The organism is Bacillus sp. Bvel1, assembly GCF_014872755.1.
In the GTDB taxonomy this organism is placed as follows: Bacteria; Bacillota; Bacilli; order Bacillales; family Bacillaceae; genus Bacillus; species Bacillus velezensis.
The window spans coordinates 121761-141667 of sequence record NZ_JAAOBZ010000007.1; the positions used below are offsets into that span (position 1 = coordinate 121761).

Below are 19907 nucleotides of genomic sequence, written 5' to 3' on the forward strand. Positions count from 1 at the left end.
CATCATTCTCCTTTCTCCATTTTGGGCAGAACAGCTGTAATCTGACTGCGATGTTCTTCCAGCCATTCCGGAAGCTTCAGCTCTGTTCCGAGATTTTCAAAGGATTCATCCGTCATAAAGCCCGGTTCGTCGGTTGCCATTTCAAATAAAATGCCGCCGCTTTCTCTGAAATAGATTGAAGTAAAATAAGACCTGTCAAGAATGTCAGATGAAGCAAGATGAGAATCAGCAAGAATATCCTTCCACTCCGCCTGCTCTTTTTCGCTCGTGCGGAAAGCGACATGATGAACTGTCCCGTAACCGCCGGCACCTGCTTCTTTCGGCGCAAGGTCAACATCTATAATATGTCCGATCCTTGCCTCCGATTGCAGCCTGACAATTTGATTTTCTTCTCCTGTCTTTGAATAACCGAAGCGTTCTATGAGAAATTGAATGGTTGCTTCAGGACGGTACGAGTACAGAAGAACACCTCTCATGCCTGTGATCGCTTCTTTTTCAGTAATGCCCGAAGGAGTCCATTCACTCTGTCCGCTTCTTTCATCTTCCATTATGGCAAGCGGCAGGTCTTCTGTATCATTAAAGAGAAGGACTTGTTCAGACAGCATGATCTGTTCTTTTACAGACAAGCCGTTTTCTTCAAGCCGGCGCTTCCAAAACGCGAGTGCTCCTTTCGGCACGGAGAAATAAATTCTTCCGGCCTGCCCTTTTCCCACGGTTCCCGGGCGGCTTCCCTGAAAAGGAAAAAATGTAATGATCGTGCCCGGCTCTCCGTTTTGGTTGCCGAAATAAAAGTGATAAGTGGCCGGGTCGTCAAAATTAACGGTTTTTTTAACGAGCCGCAAACCCAGCACTTCAGTATAAAACCGAAGATTTTCAGCAGGATCTTTTGCAAATGCGGTAACATGGTGCAATCCTTGTGTATTCAATGTATTCACTCCTAAATATCTTGATTTCGAGATATTAACTATTCTAATTTAATATGAATGAAGATGCAACTAAAGTGTTTCAGTTAAAAAAGTAATAGAATTCTTTTTTTTCTGAAAAATATCTTGTGATCTTATCTGACACCTGCTATGATAAGGAGCATTATCAAGTTTCAGGAGGAAAGTAAATGGTCAGAAAAGCACTAATTTTCGTTCTCATCTTAATCCCTTTCAGCCAGCTGGCCCTGCTGTCAGTCGCTAATCGGGTTCATCCGATCATTATCGGGCTGCCTTTTTTTCATTTCTGGCTGCTTTTATGGATCGCAGTCACTCCATTATGTTCGTTTCTTATTTATAGGCTGCAGAAGAAACAAGGAGGACTGGACTGATGCCCGCAAATATAACAGCATTGATCATTACAGCCGTCATCGTTTTAACCGTTGTCTGTATCGGCTTTATAGCCGGAAGAGACAAATCATCACGTACTTCTGTTGAGGAATGGTCTGTCGGCGGCAGACGGTTCGGGGGGCTCCTCGTCTGGTTTTTAGTCGGCGCGGATCTCTATACGGCTTATACGTTTTTAGGCTTAACAAGCACAGCCTACACAGGGGGAAGCGTTGCTTTTTTTGCAATCCCGTATTCTGTTTTGGCGTATTTTATCGCTTATTTCTTTCTGCCGAAGTTGTGGAAAGTGGCAAAAATTCACAAATTAACGACGCTTGCCGATTATGCCCGTGAGCGTTTTGACAGTAAACTTTTGGCCAGTCTTGTCGCCATTGTCGGCGTTCTTATGCTCATTCCTTATATTTGTCTCCAGCTGAGCGGGATTCAAGATACGCTTCAGGTGGCCGGAACGGGTGTCATTAATGTCAATATGGTCGTCATCATCTCTTTTATTCTTGTAGCGCTGTATACTTTTTTCAGCGGAATTAAAGGGCCGACGTTTACGGCGATTATTAAAGACATTCTGGTGTGGGTGATTATGCTGTTTATGGTCGTCTCACTCCCGCTGATCCATTTTCACGGCTGGACGCCGATGATTCACACTTTGGCTGAAAAAGCGCCGCATATGCTGACGATACCGGACTCGGGGCCGAAAGGAATTCCTTGGTTTATCACAGCTTCCATCGTATCTGCGCTGGCGCTCTTTATGTGGGCGCATGCGGCAACCGGCGTATTTACGGCAAAAAGCGCGGATGCCGTCCGCAAAAACAGCATGTTTCTGCCGCTTTATAATATTGTTTTGATTCTTGTTATTTTTCTCGGCTTTATCGCGTTTCTTGTCCTTCCGGAAGATACCAATCCGCGGCTCGCTTTATTGAAGCTGATTCAAACGTCTTACGGCGGAGTCGCACAGGGATTTGCTTACTCCACGATCGCCCTTGCGTCATTGATTCCCTGCTCCATCATGGCCATCGGAGCATCAAACTTATTTGCGAATAACTTATATCGGGATTTGATTCACCCGAATGTGTCACCAAGCAAGCTGACGATGATCACCCGTTCAATGGTATTTGTCGTCATCGGGCTCGCGCTTTTATTCGGTATGCTGTTCCCGACTGCGCTCGTTACCCTTCAGCTTCTCGGTGTTTCCGGCATGGTTCAGATCTTTCCGGCTATCGCCGTCAGTCTGTTTTGGAAGAATCAAACGAAAGAAGCGACAATTACCGGTCTTCTCGTCGGTCTTATCGTGACATTCACGGTAAATATCACCCAATCCGCCCACGGTATATATGAAGGGTTTTGGGGTTTGACCGCTAACATGGCAGCCGTTATTATCCTTAACCCGTTTTTTGTAAAAAAAGCGTCTTCAAACGCCGTCAAAGACGGTTTATTCAATAAAGCGCCCTCTGATAAACTGAACCAAAAAGGCGCTTAACAGAAAAAAGCCGGCACATCGATGTGCCGGTTTTTTACTTTTTGTGCTGCCATTTGTAGGTGGCGACGGTTTTAGCCGGGATGACGGCTTCAAACTGCCGATTTTCTGAAACGACATGGAATTTTTGTTCTGAAGATGTCTGGTTGATTACGACTGTCACAATGGATTGATCAGGATTAAGGAACGATACATTCGAGACTGTGTTTTTGGAGCCGTAATTACTTTCTATCCGTTTGGCTCCGCGCTCGATAAATTTTGAAAAGTTGCCTGTCATATGAAAGATCGGGATATTCCAATAGCGGTCAGGGTTTTTAGCATCCTGAATAAACAGCGTCGGGTCCGGGGTGCCTATCCAATGATGCGTCTTGATTTGACTGTCGAGCATCGTCACCCACGCATTGTAGCTCGACGCGCCGTTGCGGAAATACTGTGCGATCCGATCCGCCCCTGCCGTCCCCCAGACAGACCGCTCCGTTAAGTGAATAGATTGATCAGGATATCTCTTTCCGATTTCCGACATGACGGAAAGGTCACCGTCATAATCGTGAAAAGCGATGCCGTCTGCCGCCCGGTTTCCTTTTTTATCATCTAAAATCGGCGGAATATAGTTCCACGCCCCGCTCGCATTGTGATCATAAATCCAAATTTTCGTGTCAATTATGTGTTTTTTCAATTCTTTTTTCACGGCTATCGCCAGTTTGCGCTGCTGAGACGGCGGCATGTACATGCTCGGATAGTCGATTTCCAGCAAAGGTTCATTTTGAAGGGTCATCGCATAAATCGGAATTCCCTGCTTTTCGTACGCCTCAATAAATTTGCGGAAGTAAACGGCCAGTGCGCCGATATATTTATCTTTCAGCTTTCCCCGCTTGAGGTTTTCATTCGTTTTCATCCAAGCCGGCGGGCTCCACGGTGAGGCAATGATTTTCAGTTCCGGATTTATCGCCAGCGCTTCCTTGATGGTTGCTGTAATGTGTAAATCAATATCCTTTTGGATCGAGAAATGACGGAGCTTAGGATCTGTTTGGCCTTCAGGCATATCGTCATACGTATAAAATTCCTGTGCCGTAAAATCAGATGTCCCGATCGTTATGCGCATAACGTCCATGCCGATACCATCTTTGGGATCAACCAGTTTTTTCAGCACTTCTTTTCTTTTTGCGGGTGTCATTTTTGATAAATTATGGATTGTGGATTCTTCCAGGGACGATCCTACGCCCAACACACTTTGATAGCGGCGCGACGGATCAATATACACGGCGGCGGAGTCAGAAGCCTTCTTTTTTGTCCATGTAAGCGGTGTTTGTTCGTCTAAGGCGTATTTCACTTCCAGCGGCCCGTCATACCACGTACGGGAAGCCGGATCTTTTTCAGAACTGAACCACACCCTTACTTTGTTTTTGTCTGAAGCCTTCCGATCAGCCGCATACACTTCGGCTTCCGTGCTGCTTGATATGAAAAAGAAAAACACAAGAAAAACCAGGGTCATGTGCAGACTTTTTTTAAAAAACATGAACCACCATCCCTTTCCTTATTTTTATAAGCGATTCTAAATGAAAAGCCGGACAGTCACCTCCTTCCCGTTTTAATGAATGCGCTTTCATAATTACTGATAAAAAGCCGGCTTCACACAACGGTGAAGCCTTCCCTTTTTACACCTTTAGGATACATATGCGCCGTTTGTTTCAATCACTTTTTTATACCATTCAAATGAGTCTTTCTTAAGCCGCTTCATTGAACCGTTGCCTTCATTATCCCGATCAACATAAATCATGCCGTAGCGTTTTTTCATTTCTCCGGTTGTAAATGACACAATATCAATAATTCCCCATGGTGTATAGCCCATTACATCCACGCCATCATATGTGACTGCTTTTTCCAAAGCTTTTATATGTGACGATAAATATTCAATTCTTGAAGCGTCATGAATTGAACCGTCCTCTTCTAATGTGTCAATGGCGCCGAATCCGTTTTCCACGATAAATAATGGAATCTGGTAGCGGTCGTATAAGCGGTTTAATGTGTACCGTAAACCGGTCGGGTCAATCGCCCAGCCCCAATCACTCGCTGTAATATAAGGATTTTCCACGCCGTTTGGCAATCCTCCGTTTACGACATCCCCGGTATTATCGTTTATCACGTCACTTTTTACGGTAGTGGACATGTAATAGCTGAATCCGAGGTAGTCCACTCGGCCATTTTTCAAAATCTCTTCATCACCGTCTTCAAAGTGTATCTGATAGCCTTCTCTTTCAAATTCTTTTAACGCATAGCTTGGATAATATCCGCGAACCTGGACGTCCGGGAAGAAAAAGCGCTGTCTCATCGTTTCTTCAGCCAGCATCACATCATCGGGGTGAGATGAGTACGGGTAAATCGGGACATGTGATACCATCGCGCCGATCCTGAACTCAGGATTGATTTCTCTTCCCTTCGAAACAGCCAATGCGCTTGCCAGCAGTTCGTGATGGCCGGCCTGATACATGACTTCTTTTGCGTTTTCGTTTTCTTTAACGGCGACGCCCGAGTTCGTCCATAAAAAGATCGGATTATTCACATCCATCTTATTATTGATTTCATTAAACGTCATCCAATATTTCACCTTATGTTTATAGCGTTCAAAACACACTTCAGCGAATTTCACAAAAAATCCGACTGTTTTTCTGTTTCTGAAACCGCCGTATTCCCTCGCCAAATGCAGCGGCATCTCAAAATGTGACAGCGTGATTACCGGTTCAATCCCATGTTTCAGCAATTCATCAAACACCCGGTCGTAAAAAGCCAATCCTTCCTCATTGGGCTCCGCTTCATCACCTTTAGGAAAAATTCTGCTCCAGCCGATGGACGTTCTTAAACATTTCAGGCCCAGCTCGCTGAATAATGCGATGTCCTCTTTATAACGATGATAAAAATCGATCGCTTCATGATTCGGATAAAATTCCCGCTCTTCAATTGTATCTGTTATTTTCCGGGGCACACCATGCGCGCCTGCCGTCATGACGTCCACTACACTCGGCCCCTTGCCGCCTTTATTCCATCCCCCTTCAAATTGGTGGGCGGCCAGAGCGCCTCCCCATAAAAAATCTTTTGGCAATGTCCCCATCGTTTATATCCTCCTTTATTTGACTGCCGCTTGCATACCGAATAAATGCACTGCAGCAGCTTCAAGCACCGCTTCGCAGGTGTAGAAGAATTCCTGCCTTCATTTTCATATTATACGTTTACATTATAATTGTACCGGTATAATTTATCAATACATAAACAATTATAGTTAATTTACGAAATGGCTTTTAAAAACGATTATGCTATAATTCTGAAAGAAGCGGGACAATAAATGAATGAGGAATGGATATGTTAAAATACCAGCAAATCGCGATAGATATTGAAAAATACATAGAAGAACATCAGCTGCAGCAAGGGGATAAACTGCCTGTGCTGCAAACCTTAATGACCCGGTTTAACGTGAGCAAAAGCACGATCACCAAGTCCTTAGATTTATTAGAAAAAAAGGGGATTGTGTTTCAAGTGAGGGGAAGCGGCATTTTTGTCAGACGGAATAAAAGAAAAGGGTATATCAGTCTGCTTTCTAATCAGGGATTTAAAGAATCACTTGAAGATTTTAATGTCACTTCCAAATTATTAGCGCTGGAAGTGAGAAAACCCACGCCTGAGGCTGCCCAAAATCTGAATATGCCGCCTGACGGCGACGTGTATTATGTCAAGCGAATCCGATATATTGACGGGCTGACATTGTGTATCGAAGAGTCATTTTACAACAAATCCATTATTACGTATTTGAATAAAGAGATCGTGGCAGAATCAATATTTGATTATATTAGAGACGGTCTCGGGTTAAAGCGCGGTTTTTCAGATTTATATCTGTACGCGGGGATGTTAAATGAGGAAGAAGCGGAGTACTTAGGTCTGTTTACAGGAGCGCCTAAGCTTTGCGTTGAAACGATTTTTCATTTAACCAACGGCCAGCCGTTTGATTTCTCAAAAGTCACCTATCACTATGAGCAATCACAGTTTTTCATTCAGGCGAACAGCCACCTTTTTGAACAGGAAACGACATAAGACGGGCTTTTCGCAAATAAAAAACACCCCATGCGCGAGCGACGCATCGGGTGTTTTTTACTATTTCATATTCTTATTTAATGTTTCAACGGCTTGTTTCATTTGTGTATCGTTGTCCGCAAGCTGTTTTTGCAGATCCGTCATTAGTTTTGCCGTTGTGTCTCCCGTTAAAATACCTGTTTGTTTCAGCTTCTCTTTTGCTTGGAATTGTTTGACTGCTTGTTCAAATGCTTTATTATACGTGCCGTTTACATTCACGCTGTACCCCAGCGCTTTCAGCATTTTTTGCGCATTGGTGACGGTCGTTCCGGAATCCCCGTATTTGTATGTTTTTTTCGCATCTAAATACGGCAGGTTCGCATATTCAGGAAGCTTAACCTGATATTGCGGTTTGATGCCTTTTTTATGGATCCACTCTCCGTCCGCTGTCAGCCATTTTGCGATTGTCAGTTTAACGGTAGAACCGTCGCTGTAATCTTTTGCCGTCTGCACGGTTCCTTTTCCGAACGTTTTCTCGCCGATCAGCGGAATTCCGGATGATTCATGCAGCGCAGCCGACATAATTTCCGCGGCGCTCGCGGTGCCGTCATTGACGAGGACGACTGTCGGTTTTGTCACTTTGCGCTCTTTCGTCGCTTTCATGACTTCTTTCGTGCCGTCTTTGTATTCGACCTGCATGATATTTTTCCCTTTATCGATAAACATATTGCTCATTTTGATGGCTTCATCCATCAGGCCGCCCGGGTTGCCCCTTAAATCGAGAATGTATCCTTTCGCTCCTTGTTTTTCGAGGCTGTCAATGGCTGAATTCAGCTCTTTTGCCGTCGATTCGGAGAAGGATGTGATTTGGATTTCGCCGATGTCTCCTTTTTTCATTTCAGAATACACCGTTTCAACCGGGATGGTGTCACGTTTGATCGACAGGTTCAGATCGCCGACACCCGCTCTGTGCAGCACAAGCTTGACGTTTGTACCCTTTTTGCCGCGGATTAATGCGACGGCTTCGTTTACATTAAGGCCTTTAACGCTTTTACCGTTGACCTTCAAGATCTGGTCATTCGGTTTAACCCCCGCTTTTGCCGCGGGTGACCCTTTAATCGGCGATACGATCAGGATGCTGCCGTCCTTTTCTTCCACTTGTGCGCCGATGCCTTCAAAAGAAGCGGAAATTGTTTCTTCAAACGACTTTCCTTCCTGAGGATCCATATAAGAAGAATACGGATCATCCAGGGAACTGATCATGCCTTTTATCGCTCCGTCTACTAATTTGCTGTCATCTGTTTTTTGATAGTAATCACTTTTAATCTGCTCATAGGCTTTATTGAATTTCTCAAATTTGCTGTTCGTCAAAGCAGCCGAGCCTTGTCCGAAAATGGTCGTATTGCCCGTGATAAACAGCGTAAGCGCTGAGGCTGCGACCGCAGTGATCAATATAATAAAAAACAGTTTAAATTGCCGCTTCAAGAAAACACCACCTTTTTATTCTTACATTATTATCATAGACGAACGCTCATTCGTCAACTTCAAACGTGAGGCGCCCTTCTTTCCCGTTTACCCAAACCTATGCTTTTCTCTTAACATATGCTGAGGAAAAAAGGAGGATTCGGCCTTTGAGCAAATATTTAGAAATGCTGTCCTTATTCGGAGTCGGAGGGGCTCACCCGGGCGGGCTCGCTTTTTCCAAAGCCGTTCTCACAAAAGCGGCTCCTCCTCCTGGCGAACCGATTCTTGACGCCGGCTGCGGAACGGGACAGACGGCCGCTTATCTCGGCCACCTGCTGTATCCCGTCACCTGTGTGGATAAGGATCCTCTTATGCTTGAAAAAGCAGCAAAACGATTTGCCGCTGAAGGCTTAACCATTCCGGGCTATTTAGCGGAGCTTGAGCGGCTGCCGTTTGCTGAAAATCAATTTTCCGCCGTTCTTTCCGAATCAGTTCTCACCTTTTCAAATCTTGATTCATCGCTGTCTGAAATCCTGCGGGTCCTTAAACCCGGGGGCATGCTGATCGGCATTGAAGCTGCTTTACAAAAGCCCATGCCGGAAAACGCCATCACGCAGATAAAAGACTTCTACGGTTTTACCGTATTGCAGGATGAAACCGCATGGAAACAGAGATTGCTTCAGCAAGGCTTTCAGAAAGCGGATTTCATTCCCGCTGTCTATGAAAACAATGCGCAGGAGCCGACTACAGAAATGGATTTATCGCCCGTTATTCAGCCGGTTCACTACGATACGCTGACGGCTCATTACGAGCTTATGCAGACGTACCGTGAATATATGGGACACTGCGCTTTTGTCGCTTACAAGTAAAACGGCAATTGTCCTCCTGTTTTCGTCCAACCTTTTTACCGCACTCTATCATAAGCTGACATAGAAAGATAGGTTGGATAGGAGGAGAAAAGATGCAAAACTATTATCATCTTTGCCGGCAGCACCAAGGAAAAGTAGCAAGAATTACAGAACGAAACGGCAGAGTCCACGTCGGAAGAATCGTACGGGTGACTAACAGCAAAGTGTATATCGCCCCTGTCGGCGGCCGTCACAGAGGGTACGGATTCGGTTATTGGGGAGGAGGCTGGGGAGGCTGGGGAGCAGCCTACGGTATCGGCCTTGGTTTCATTACCGGATTTGCGCTTGGAGGTCTGCTCTTCTGGTAATAAAGAAAGCCCGCTTTCTATTTTTCAAGCGGGCTTCTTCTCATTACACTTTCTTTACTTCATTAAAATATTCTTCAAGCGTTAATTGATGGTCATGGATGGCTTTTGCCGCTTTTTTGCCTACATAGCGTAAATGCCATGGTTCATACTCATACTTTGTAACATTTTCTTTGCCTTTAGGATAGCGGATGATAAAGCCGTATTCATACGCATGGTCTTTCACCCATTTGCCGTCCGCCGTGTTTCCGAACGCCTCATTCAGCTCATATCCGTTGCTTTTGCTGGAAATGTCCATGGCAAGCCCCGTCTGGTGTTCGCTTTGCCCCGGATATGCGACGGCTTCTTTCGCCTTTTTTTCACCTTTCAGACTGACTTCATTATCGAAAATAACTTTCTGTCTGTCATAAGAACGGTATCCTGAAACGGCAACCAGGTCATAACCTTCTTTTTTCCCGGCGCTGAATAGTTCCGCCAAAGCATCGGCGGCCGGTTTGCGGATATATCGTTTCTCGATTTTCTCAGTAAAAGAAAATTCGACTTTCGGGATTACGAGATCATTCGGTTTATAATCTCCCGGCAGCGTATATGTCTTATTTACGAGCGCAAGTGTATTTGTCGGGTTTTGAATGGTCTCAAGCCCGTTCACTTCTTTAATATCATTAAAATATTTGCTCTCTAATACAAAATCACTGTTTTCTGTCTTCGTTGTTTTTTTGCTTGATGTGTCATCTGATTGTTTTGTTTCAGCTGCTGTTTTTGTGTCCTTATGGCTGTCGCCGCCTGAAATGCTGCAGCCGGTGCCCACGATTGCGGTTACGCTGAGAGCGGCAGCGAGCGAGAACCATTTAGTGGATTTCTTCATTTTACCCTTACCTTTCTTTTTTTGAATCAGGGCGATGCATAAAGAAGAGGGCTGCTTTAATCAGCATAACCCTCATCTCAAGTTTACGATACAGTATGCAGCGCCAGTTTAATCATATCATGAAAAGTCGTTTGACGCTCTTCTGCCGTTGTTTCTTCTCCCGTTAATACGTGATCGCTTACAGTCAGGATAGACAGCGCTTTTTTGCCGTATTTAGCGGCAAGCGTATATAAAGCAGTCGTTTCCATCTCTACGCCGAGGACGCCGTATCTGGCAAGCTTTTCGATCTGGGAGTCTTCATTGTAAAACTGATCGGCGGTGAATACGCTTCCGACCGCTACGGGAAGATTGTTTTTTTGCGCTTCCTGGTACGCTTTATGAAGCAGTTCGAAGTCTGCGCAAGGAGCATAATCTACACTGCCGAAGGCGACACGGTTCATCTGTGAATCCGTTGAAGACGTCATAGCCAAAATCACGTCACGCACTTTCACGTCATTACGGATGGCTCCGCATGAGCCGACTCTGATTAAGTTTTGAACATCATAGCTTTGAATCAGTTCATTCACATAAATAGAGATAGACGGAACACCCATGCCGGTGCCTTGGACTGATACTTTTTTGCCGTTATATGTACCCGTAAATCCGTACATTCCTCTGACTTCATTATAGCATTCCACATTTTCAAGATACGTTTCCGCAATAAATTTCGCTCGGAGCGGATCTCCCGGCAAAAGCACTGTATCCGCAATTTGGCCTTTTTCTGCGTTTATATGTACACTCATTTCCTTTTCCTCCTGCCTATTCAAACTCCCACCCATTGTACACTGAATAACGGTAAGAGACAATCATCAGCATTGATCAGGGCAATCTTGGGCAGAATATGCGGGATGACAAGCCTAAAGAAAAAGGAGTGAACATAATGGGCAAAAAACAGCGCAACCGGGTGACCGGCCAGAAAAAGAACAATCACGTGCCCGTTTCAGACGTCATTGCAGCTGATGAAGCGCATGGAAAAGAGCATTCCGCCGCTAAACGGAAGCCTTAACACTGTCTTTCCCAGACAATACGGAAGCCGGCTGAATCTTCAGCCGGCTCCGTCTTACCTCGGCTGGACGAGCAGCCGGTTAATTTTACTCCATCCCGCAGGGTTAAGCCTGTAATAGGTCTTTCCTTTTCTTCCTTCGTCTATGAGTATGACGTCTCCGGTCGCTATGAATCTGGCTTGATAGTCGTTTGGGACCGTATCAGGCACATTAAAAACAGAAAATGCCCTTTCCAGTGCGTCTTGATGATTGTCAGCGGCCAGCTCTGTCCGATAGACGACCCTGTATCCCTTTTTCTCGCCGTAGCGGGGTGTTTGAAAAATCGTCACATCATAGGCACAAGTCTTTTTTTTAAACACGGGCAGCGATAACAGCATCAAGATCCCTCCCTCTTATTTCTTAATAGTATTAGCGTTTTTTCTCATTTTTCCTGTCTCTATTTTTGTCGAAACGGATGATACTTTTCGTCAAAGAGCGCAAAAAGCGAAACGAGGCAAAGTCCGAGACTGAATCCGGCAAGGACATCCGTCGGAAAATGCGCGCCCAAATAAATTCTGCTGAATCCGATCAGAATGACGAGAACTCCGGTAAAGACGGTGAGGGCCCTCTTTCTTTTCGTGAAAAACGGAACATGCTTGATCAAAAAGTAAGCGATGACGGGATACATCACTGCCGAATTCATGGAGTGGCCGCTCGGAAAACTGTATGAGGTTTCATGGACGAGCGGTTCAAAAGCGGGTCTGGCTCTTTCAATCAATTCTTTTATTTTTATGTTTACAATCCGTTCAATGAGAAAGAGAAGCGGCAAAAAAACAACATCCGGCGTTTTTTTGTACATATACAGAGCTGCGCCTGTCAAAAGAAGAAGCGGCAAAAGCACCGCGGTCGTGCCGAGCTCCGTTATCCATAACATCAATTCATTCAGCCAGACAGACCTGATCCTGACAGCCGCTTCTATCACACGCTCATCAAAAGCCCGGACGGCTTCTATCCGGATCGCTGCTGCGAGCAGAATAAACAATGTGAAAAGACTTGCTGGCTTGTACAACGTTTTCCCCCCATGTTTCATTCTCCCGAGCTGATTGAAAAAACCGAAGCTTTTTCACTTCGGTTCCGCAGTTTCAGTCTTCATCAAGCTCTTCGTCTATCATACATTTTTCTAATAAATAATCAAAGGTGATGTCGGCTATTTCGAAGATTTCCTCTTCACTCGGTATGTACCCGCGCATAGCAAGCTGACTGTAAAAATAATCAGCTATTTCTTCTGTGTCAATCACAAGATCTATTTCTTTCATGCAAACACCGCCTCCTTTTTTATGTTTTATGAAAAAACCGTTCAAATTATACCCGAAAGTTCTAAACGTTTTGTCCGCTCATATACTTTTAAAAAAACAAGCCCCGGAGGGAGAAAAGATAATGACGAAAATGATGGCTTTATTGGACGGAGATGGATTTGATATCGTATTGGAAAAAGTGCTGAAAGGAATGTCGTTTGTCATCTTTGCCGGCTGTCTGCCCTGGTTTTTATATGTCACCGTCCGTTTTTTTGCCGGCTAGCTGAAATGCTCCCGCAGGCTTTCCAGCACAAAATTCATCATATCTTTATATTCTTCGTCACCGAACAAATGATAAAGAATCTTATAATCGTTATAAATATCAAGCAGCTCATCTACAATCGATACCGCCAGCACATGCAGGGCATCGGGATCATCAGCATCGCCTTCAAACTGAAGAAGAGCAGACGCGACGGTATCCTCGCCGATCTCATGAGATGCTTCCCCAACATAGTGGACAAACAGCAGCTGATGCACAAACTGATCCATTTCATATTTTCTCAGAACCAGCGTGAGATCCTCTTCCTCCGTTTCAAGCCACTCTCCGTCTTTCAGCCGAGTCAGCTCATAAATAATATCCTCCCAGCCATCCTCTAAATATCTCCATATTTCAGTTCTGTGACCGATAACTCGGAATAATTCCTTTCCGTAGTCCTTTACATATACGACGTCGCCGATCAGAAATTCATATTCAATATCTAATTTTTCCATATCGACGATCACGCCCTCATAATCTTTATAAAGCTGGATGGACGATTCAAAATAAAGCACTTCATTATGATTGACTTCATAAAGATAATGTTTATCAATTTGATGAACCTTCGTAATGGTGCCGACGGTTCCGTACATCACGACGACCACGATGTCTCCCACTTGAAATTTCGGTTTATCTGGCTTCATGCTGTCTCCCCCTTGCCGCGGACTGTCATACGCTATCGTATGCCGGCCGCCATAATTTCGCATGGGCATGAAAACCACAGGAAATATCTATTTCTGCACCTGTTCAAAATGTCAAAAACCCCAACATGCTTGTGCGTTTTTTCACTTACCGTAACAGAAGCGTCTGATGGCATTGCGCTCTCGATCGAATGAGCAGTAACAATGACGAGACAAAAAGCGCCTGTTTTTGAATGAGTTTTTGTTTATTTCTCCATGACGCAAAGGTAAATACCCGGCCCGAAGGCATGTTGACAATATCACCGCCGTGATGTTCAAGATTTGCCGTGAAACACATCATCGAAGGTGTATGGAGATCCAATTCCGGCTGCATATTCGTAATGGCTTGTTTATCATGAAGAACCAAACTCGTTTCGGCTTTCAATGAAGCCACAACTTCAATCCGCTTCAACCTTGTCACAAAAAATTCCCTTTCCGTCCAAACGTCAGTGCCTCACCATAGATCATTTGATTCCTCTCACTTCATTTAAATGTTTGACTATTTCTCCGTGAAAAGAGGCTCCTTACACGGGACCCCGCCGGCAGCAGGTCTGATCCGGTGAACTCTGCAGCTATACATTCTGCTGCCTTATGATCCGTGCCGTCAGGAAGATTTGTTTACGCCTGATCAAAACGAAAGGCATTGCGGGATTTGATCATACGGCACCTCATAAGCGATTGATTTCAACAGAAAAAAACCGCACAATGTGCGGTTTTTCGTCAGGCGTGATGCACCTCGGTCTCATATTTTTCCCAAGCTTCATCAAATGTCGCCATCGTTTCTAAATAGTCGGCGCTCAGTTCTAAATAAGAACTGAGCTCGTGATAATCGCTTGACGTTTTCGGAAAGCCGTGATCTTCGTATGCCTGATTCGCAAACCGGCTGATTGCGTCCTGCGGTTTGGGATGCCTGTATTTCATCAAATAGTGATAAAAGGATTTCATGGGTTTCCCCTCCTGATGACTGTCTTTTGTTGTACTATTATACAATTCAAGTGTGAAATTACAACAAAAGAAGACTAGGAGAAGTCAAAATAATTCCGTTTCAAGATCCGTTCTGTCCCCATCAGCTCTTGATATGTGAGTGTTTCCGGTAATTTTTTTGCATCGACTAAAAAAAGCTGATTTTCGATTTCCGCTATGACCGCTTCCTCCTGATACGTCATGCCGCAGGAGGAACAGGCGAATGCGGGTGTTTCTGTAATTTCTATGGCTCTCGTACCGTCAGGAAGCTCCCAGTACACAGCAGCCTGACAAGCTGACGCCTTCTGATTGCCGCACCACTCGCATGGCTTCACGGCGATTCACCTCCGACTTCCGATCCTGCTTTTTGCTCTTTCTTTTGCTGTGCAATAAATTTCTTTTCTTTCAATTCATCTCTCTTTTCCCTGCGGTCTTTCAGCGTTTCATGATCAGGGTTTGATGTAAACGTTTTCCTCCTGTCGATCCTCGATACATTTTCCGGTGTGAACGAAACCTCTTTGTCCGCGAAAATGGCGCTCAGTCCGACAGGCTCGCGTTTGGCCATTGTTCCCGGAAAAACAGATTCAAAATAGTCGTCAGCTTGATTCGGGATATAGTTTTCCGGCTCGGGATAAGATGTAATCACCCCTTCGAAGTTTCTGATCACAACTTTCTCCGGACTTTGGGAGAGCAAGTAGTTCGGCTGGAGGGCGATTTTACCGCCTCCGCCCGGGGCGTCGACGACAAAGGTCGGCACGGCAAAGCCTGTTGTGTGGCCTCTCAGTCCTTCAATGATTTCCAATCCTTTTGACACAGGCGCTCTGAAATGGCCGATTCCCTCTGACAAATCACATTGATAAATATAGTACGGACGCACGCGGATTTTCACTAAATCATGCATGAGTTTTTTCATAATCGGCACCGAATCGTTAATGCCTGCTAAAATAACGGCCTGGTTACCGACCGGAACACCTGCGTTAACGAGCTTTTCACACGCCGCAACCGATTCTTCCGTCAGTTCGATGCTCGTATTAAAATGAGTGTTCAGCCAGACCGGATGATATTTTTTCAAAATCTGACAAAGGTTATCCGTTATCCGCTGCGGAAATACGACGGGCGCTCTCGTTCCGATCCTGATAATTTCAAGGTGGGGAATGTCACGCAGGTTTTTCAAAATATATTCCAGAATCTGATCGTTGATTAAAAGCCCGTCTCCGCCGGAAATCAGGCAGTCACGGATTTCCGGCGTTTCCCGGATGTAAGCGATTGCCGCATCGAGCTGTTTTTTCGGCACCCCCATTCCGATCTGTCCGGAAAAACGCCTTCTGGTGCAGTATCGGCAATACATCGAGCATTGATTTGTCACCAGAAAAAGAACGCGGTCGGGATAGCGGTGCGTAAGACCGGGAACCGGTGAATCTTCATCTTCAAACAGCGGATCTTCAAGGTCATATTTCGTTTTGTGCATTTCTTCTGACAGCGGCACGGACTGCATGCGGATCGGACATCTCGGGTTATCGGGATCCATTAAAGAAGCATAATAAGGCGTAATGTTCAGGGGAATGGTTTTTACAGACATCCTGACGCCTTCTTCTTCCTCTTCGGTCAAATGAATGACTTTTTTCAGGTCATCGACGGTTCTTACAGTATGGGTGAGCTGCCACAGCCAATCATTCCACTTTTCTTCCGGCACATCTTTCCACAATTCAATCTCCTTCCAGTGACGCTTCGGCTGAAACCATTTGTTTGTCAAACGAATTCCTCCTTATGAATGGCCAAACGTAAAGTTTTGCACCATATATTCATATTTTCGAGCCCTTCTGAAATGCGGCAGTTGTTCACAAGCCTGCCTCTGTAGCCGTATCCCGCATGATACAAAACGGCGTTCATCCCGTAAGACGCTGCACGGGCCAAGGAAAAAAGATGAATGATTCCCCGGCCAGCGAGTTCCTGCTCCAACGCTTTAAACAAGTGTGCCGTTACGGAGTTCCCCCTGTAATCTGACAGAACCGCGCAATCGGTCATTTCAGCGTGCCCCAATACCGGATTGATATCTGCGCTTGCCGCCCCAATGAGACGATCCTGATCGAATGCGGCATAATAGATGGTGTTTTCTTTCATTGTTTTTTTAATATAAAGGGGATTAAAGACAGGAGTCGGATAGGTAAGAAAAACATGTTTATATAAGTGCGTTAAACAGTCCGCATCATCTTCGTCCGCTTTTCTGAACATCAGCGCGCTTTCTGTCTGAGTCATTCCCCGCCGCGGTGTCTCATATAAACGGTCAACAGCCGAATCTTCTGATACATATGAATCTGACCGTCTCCGTTCCTCTGATAAATAGCGCACCATCACAACAGCCTTATGCCCGTTGTAATACCCGTCTATGGCACCCTCAATAATAAAAAGATGCTTGACAAATTCCGGCTCATCGCCGCGCTTGGCAAAGAAAATCACCTTTTGGGCTCCCTCTTCCTTTGCTTCTGCCAAAACGGCCGGTATAAGCGCCTCGGGCTGTCCGTCATAACGAATGACCCTGATCCGCTCGTTGAAACGGTCTGCATCAATCTCGGCCGCTCCGCTTTCAGCCCTCAGTTCCTTTATCAGCGCTGTCACCCCCATCTGCCACCCCGCACCATTCCATGATAAAAAGAGAAATGATTTTGACGGCATCGATTAACGCCCGGACTTCAATGTATTCATTCGCCTGATGCGCCGCCTTGACTTCTCCCGGACCGAAGACGATGACCGGCGTCTGTCCCGCATGCTGCAAAAGCCCTCCGTCCGTTCCCCACGGGGACGCTTCACGAACCGGTTTTGCCCCTTTCATTTTCTCAAAAGAAGATTCCAGAGCGGAAATCAGCGGATGCTCATCCGGGAGATCATTCGGAAGCCACTGAGCCCCAAACCATTCTATTTCCGCGGGGTGGTGTTTAAACCATTCATCCCGGTACTCCAAATCTTTCAGCCAGCTTGCCAGCTCTTCTTTTACTGCTTCGGGCGTTTCATCCGGCGCTATTCCGCACCTGCCTTCTATCACCACACGGTCAGCTACCGATGATGGCCACGTTCCCCCTTGGACGGTGCCGATATTAATGGGAACCGGAATCGGAACGTCCCGATAAAGCGGGTCTTTGATACGGGCGTTACGGACGTGTTCAAGCTCTTTAAGGGCTGTGATGACATGCAGGCTTTTTTCAATGGCGCTCACCCCTTCATAGCGGGTGCCGCCGTGTGCGGACAATCCTCTTACCGTAATGCGGAACCACATGGACCCTTGCTGCTTAACAAACAGCTTTAAATTAGTCGGTTCGGGAATAAGCGCCCCGTCAGCCTTGTAGCCCTTCATAACAGCCGCAAGTGTTCCCGCGCCGCCGCACTCTTCATCTACGACACTTTGAAACAGAACATCTCCTTTTAACGTAATCCCGCAGGCTTCAAGCGCTTCTAACGCAAACAAGAGGGCTGTATTGCCGCCTTTCATATCCGTTGAACCGCGTCCGTAAACTTTGCCGTCCTTTTCAACAGCTGTAAACGGTTCATACGTCCATGCGGCGGGATTTCCTTCCGGGACAACATCAATATGTCCGTTCAGTATCAGTGATCTTCCGCCCCCGGCCCCTTTCTTTACGGCTGTGATATTCGGGCTTTCATGGAAGTCTTCGCGTTCCGATACAAAATAAGGATGCTCTTTCAATTGTTTGACACTCGGCTCCCAGACATCAATATCCATGTCAAACTGTCTCAGTTTTTCTAAAACGACTGCCTGTGCGTTAAATTCATGGCCGAACGTGCTTTTTTCCCCGATCAGCCGTTTCAGCAGGCTTACCGCTTTTGCTGTGTTTTCTTCCGCCCACTCAGTGACTTTCTTTTCTAATTGATCCATGGACAGACCCCCTTTTAAGAAAACATTCTCCCAATCTGATTTCGGCATCCGTTGTTTGAATGACATCGTCTATGGTCGTGCCATTCAGCAGTTCCTCAAGAACAAAAGCCCCATCATCTATGCTGATGACGGCTTTCTCTGTAATGATGAGATCTGCACAGCCTGCTGCTGTAAGCGGCAATGAACAGCTTTCGACCAGCTTCGGCCGGCCTTTCTGATCGGTGTGGCTCATGACGACAACCACTTTTTTCGCGCCTTGGGCAAGCTCCATCGCCCCGCCCATTCCGGGCACCTTTTTCCCCGGCACGAGCCAATTGGCGAGATCACCTGTCCTGCTGACTTGGAGCGCGCCTAAAATGGTAATATCTATCAGCCCTTTTCTGATCATGGCAAAAGACAGAGCTGAATCAAAATAGGAAGCACCCTTAACTGTACTGACAGGAAATCCGGCCGCATTGCATAAAAGCTCATCCTCCTCTCCGCGCTCCGGACTACCGCCGATCCCGAGGACGCCGTTTTCCGCCTGCAGCATTACCTCCATGCCGGCCGGCAGAAAGTTCGGCACTAAAGAAGGAATGCCGATCCCCAGGTTGACAATCATACCTGAGGTAATTTCACTGGCGGCCCGCCTCGCGATACTCTCTCTTTCCGCTATTCCCAAGCCCATCTCCACTTCACTCCTTCACTTTGCACGACACCCTCCACGAAAACGCCCGGCGTTACAATATGCTCGCTGTCAAGTTCGCCGGCAGGCACAATTTCTGCCGCCTCAGCAAATGTTCTTTCGGCCGCAGCAGCCATCAGAGGGTTCATGTTGCGCGCCGTTTTGTCAAACGTCAGATTTCCGAATTCATCAGCAATATGTGCCGACACAAAAGCGAAATCAGCTGTCAGCGCTTTTTCAACTAAATAGGACTTTCCGTCAATCGTTACGGTTTCTTTGTTTTCACAAACGGTTGCGTTATCAATGCCGATATCAGTTAAAATACCGCCTAGCCCCGCTCCGCCTGCGCGAATCCGTTCAGCAAGCGTCCCTTGCGGCGAAAATTCCACCTCAAGCGCTCCGTCAGTCATTTGTCTGCCCGCGACAGGATTTGAGCCGATATGGGAAGCGATCAGCCTTTTTACCCGCTTATGAACGATAAGCGGACCGATACCTATTTCCGGAAATCCGGCATCATTGCAGATGACGGTCAATTCTTTAACGCCGCTTTCCAAAATCGCTTCGATTAATGACGGAGGTGAACCCACTCCCCCAAAACCGCCGAACATGATGACAGATTCGTCCTTGACATCGGCAATTGCTTCATGAATATCGATTTTTTTATGAAAAATAGACATATCA

At 46.0% G+C, this 19907-nt stretch carries 25 protein-coding genes; 7 read left to right on the top strand and 18 right to left on the bottom strand.

Annotated elements, in window-relative coordinates; translation table 11 throughout:
* Positions 1-2: 2 nt before the first annotated feature.
* A complete protein-coding gene (locus HAP68_RS09715) occupies positions 3-926 on the bottom strand; it encodes a ring-cleaving dioxygenase (RefSeq protein ID WP_003153719.1) in 924 nt (307 codons plus the stop codon).
* A 185-nt stretch (positions 927-1111) separates the two neighbouring features.
* Between HAP68_RS09715 and HAP68_RS09720 the strand changes: the two genes are divergently transcribed.
* On the top strand, positions 1112-1312 hold the full coding sequence (locus HAP68_RS09720) for a DUF3311 domain-containing protein (RefSeq protein WP_003153716.1): 201 nt from the start codon (positions 1112-1114) through the stop codon (positions 1310-1312).
* On the top strand, positions 1312-2802 hold the full coding sequence (locus tag HAP68_RS09725; RefSeq protein ID WP_014305212.1) for a sodium:solute symporter family protein: 1491 nt from the start codon (positions 1312-1314) through the stop codon (positions 2800-2802). Before HAP68_RS09720 ends, HAP68_RS09725 begins: the two co-directional genes overlap by 1 nt.
* 34 nt (positions 2803-2836) lie before the next feature.
* Here HAP68_RS09725 and HAP68_RS09730 read toward each other — a convergent pair whose 3' ends face one another.
* Both HAP68_RS09730 and bglA read right to left on the bottom strand, forming a co-directional pair.
* Complete coding sequence (locus HAP68_RS09730) at positions 2837-4315, bottom strand: glycoside hydrolase family 30 protein (RefSeq protein ID WP_024085483.1); 1479 nt, start codon at positions 4313-4315, stop codon at positions 2837-2839.
* A gap of 147 nt (positions 4316-4462) precedes the next feature.
* A complete protein-coding gene (bglA, locus tag HAP68_RS09735; RefSeq protein ID WP_003153708.1) occupies positions 4463-5905 on the bottom strand; it encodes a 6-phospho-beta-glucosidase BglA in 1443 nt (480 codons plus the stop codon).
* A 248-nt stretch (positions 5906-6153) separates the two neighbouring features.
* Here bglA and HAP68_RS09740 point away from each other — a divergent pair, with 248 nt between their 5' ends.
* Positions 6154-6879 (top strand): GntR family transcriptional regulator, encoded by a 726-nt coding sequence (locus HAP68_RS09740; RefSeq protein ID WP_003153707.1) that lies wholly within the window; start codon positions 6154-6156, stop codon positions 6877-6879.
* Positions 6880-6939: 60 nt separating this feature from the next.
* Here the strand turns inward: HAP68_RS09740 and ctpA are convergent, their stop codons facing one another.
* Complete coding sequence (ctpA, locus tag HAP68_RS09745; protein WP_024085484.1) at positions 6940-8343, bottom strand: carboxy-terminal processing protease CtpA; 1404 nt, start codon at positions 8341-8343, stop codon at positions 6940-6942.
* A gap of 146 nt (positions 8344-8489) precedes the next feature.
* Between ctpA and HAP68_RS09750 the strand changes: the two genes are divergently transcribed.
* Together HAP68_RS09750 and HAP68_RS09755 are read left to right on the top strand one after the other, a co-directional pair.
* Positions 8490-9191 carry a class I SAM-dependent methyltransferase gene (locus HAP68_RS09750; protein WP_007407947.1) on the top strand — a complete coding sequence of 234 codons (702 nt, stop codon included), beginning with the start codon at positions 8490-8492 and terminating at the stop codon, positions 9189-9191.
* A 92-nt stretch (positions 9192-9283) separates the two neighbouring features.
* Entirely contained in the window at positions 9284-9538 is a 255-nt protein-coding gene (locus tag HAP68_RS09755; protein WP_015388097.1) for a hypothetical protein, read from the top strand.
* Between the two features lie 43 nt (positions 9539-9581).
* Here the strand turns inward: HAP68_RS09755 and HAP68_RS09760 are convergent, their stop codons facing one another.
* On the bottom strand, positions 9582-10400 hold the full coding sequence (locus HAP68_RS09760) for a M15 family metallopeptidase (protein WP_003153703.1): 819 nt from the start codon (positions 10398-10400) through the stop codon (positions 9582-9584).
* A gap of 83 nt (positions 10401-10483) precedes the next feature.
* Positions 10484-11182: a purine-nucleoside phosphorylase gene (deoD, locus tag HAP68_RS09765; protein WP_003153702.1), complete on the bottom strand. Its 699-nt coding sequence runs from the start codon at positions 11180-11182 to the stop codon at positions 10484-10486.
* A gap of 137 nt (positions 11183-11319) precedes the next feature.
* Here deoD and HAP68_RS09770 point away from each other — a divergent pair, with 137 nt between their 5' ends.
* The gene (locus HAP68_RS09770) at positions 11320-11445 is read left to right on the top strand and encodes a hypothetical protein (RefSeq protein WP_003153701.1); all 126 of its coding nucleotides are present in this window, start codon (positions 11320-11322) and stop codon (positions 11443-11445) included.
* A 54-nt stretch (positions 11446-11499) separates the two neighbouring features.
* Here HAP68_RS09770 and HAP68_RS09775 read toward each other — a convergent pair whose 3' ends face one another.
* From HAP68_RS09775 to HAP68_RS09785, 3 genes are all read right to left on the bottom strand, one after another.
* Positions 11500-11820: a YodL domain-containing protein gene (locus HAP68_RS09775; RefSeq protein WP_003153700.1), complete on the bottom strand. Its 321-nt coding sequence runs from the start codon at positions 11818-11820 to the stop codon at positions 11500-11502.
* Positions 11821-11879: 59 nt separating this feature from the next.
* Positions 11880-12491: a phosphatase PAP2 family protein gene (locus tag HAP68_RS09780; protein WP_024085485.1), complete on the bottom strand. Its 612-nt coding sequence runs from the start codon at positions 12489-12491 to the stop codon at positions 11880-11882.
* Positions 12492-12564: 73 nt separating this feature from the next.
* Positions 12565-12738, bottom strand: coding sequence for a YozD family protein (locus HAP68_RS09785; protein WP_003153696.1), 174 nt, complete (start codon positions 12736-12738; stop codon positions 12565-12567).
* Positions 12739-12856: 118 nt separating this feature from the next.
* Between HAP68_RS09785 and HAP68_RS09790 the strand changes: the two genes are divergently transcribed.
* Positions 12857-13000, top strand: coding sequence for a hypothetical protein (locus HAP68_RS09790; RefSeq protein ID WP_012117771.1), 144 nt, complete (start codon positions 12857-12859; stop codon positions 12998-13000).
* Here HAP68_RS09790 and HAP68_RS09795 read toward each other — a convergent pair.
* The 9 genes from HAP68_RS09795 to HAP68_RS09835 all read right to left on the bottom strand — a co-directional run bounded on the left by HAP68_RS09795 (position 12997) and on the right by HAP68_RS09835 (position 19903).
* A complete protein-coding gene (locus HAP68_RS09795) occupies positions 12997-13677 on the bottom strand; it encodes a hypothetical protein (protein WP_003153690.1) in 681 nt (226 codons plus the stop codon). The two genes, HAP68_RS09790 and HAP68_RS09795, sit on opposite strands and share 4 nt — an antisense overlap.
* Before the next feature lie 145 nt (positions 13678-13822).
* Positions 13823-14134, bottom strand: coding sequence for a VOC family protein (locus HAP68_RS09800; RefSeq protein ID WP_046341313.1), 312 nt, complete (start codon positions 14132-14134; stop codon positions 13823-13825).
* Between the two features lie 299 nt (positions 14135-14433).
* The gene (locus HAP68_RS09805) at positions 14434-14658 is read right to left on the bottom strand and encodes a YozE family protein (protein ID WP_003153684.1); all 225 of its coding nucleotides are present in this window, start codon (positions 14656-14658) and stop codon (positions 14434-14436) included.
* Positions 14659-14732: 74 nt separating this feature from the next.
* The gene (locus tag HAP68_RS09810; protein ID WP_014305221.1) at positions 14733-15011 is read right to left on the bottom strand and encodes a YokU family protein; all 279 of its coding nucleotides are present in this window, start codon (positions 15009-15011) and stop codon (positions 14733-14735) included.
* The gene (gene kamA / locus HAP68_RS09815) at positions 15008-16429 is read right to left on the bottom strand and encodes a lysine 2,3-aminomutase (RefSeq protein WP_003153679.1); all 1422 of its coding nucleotides are present in this window, start codon (positions 16427-16429) and stop codon (positions 15008-15010) included. The genes HAP68_RS09810 and kamA overlap by 4 nt, the downstream gene beginning before the upstream one ends.
* Positions 16426-17298, bottom strand: a complete 873-nt coding sequence (gene ablB / locus HAP68_RS09820) for a putative beta-lysine N-acetyltransferase (RefSeq protein WP_041482371.1) — start codon at positions 17296-17298, stop codon at positions 16426-16428. The genes kamA and ablB overlap by 4 nt, the downstream gene beginning before the upstream one ends.
* Positions 17261-18562 (bottom strand): peptidase, encoded by a 1302-nt coding sequence (locus tag HAP68_RS09825; protein ID WP_014305223.1) that lies wholly within the window; start codon positions 18560-18562, stop codon positions 17261-17263. The genes ablB and HAP68_RS09825 overlap by 38 nt, the downstream gene beginning before the upstream one ends.
* The gene (locus HAP68_RS09830) at positions 18534-19229 is read right to left on the bottom strand and encodes a 3-oxoacid CoA-transferase subunit B (RefSeq protein WP_007612023.1); all 696 of its coding nucleotides are present in this window, start codon (positions 19227-19229) and stop codon (positions 18534-18536) included. Before HAP68_RS09830 ends, HAP68_RS09825 begins: the two co-directional genes overlap by 29 nt.
* On the bottom strand, positions 19214-19903 hold the full coding sequence (locus HAP68_RS09835) for a CoA transferase subunit A (protein ID WP_003153673.1): 690 nt from the start codon (positions 19901-19903) through the stop codon (positions 19214-19216). Before HAP68_RS09835 ends, HAP68_RS09830 begins: the two co-directional genes overlap by 16 nt.
* Positions 19904-19907 lie beyond the last annotated feature (4 nt).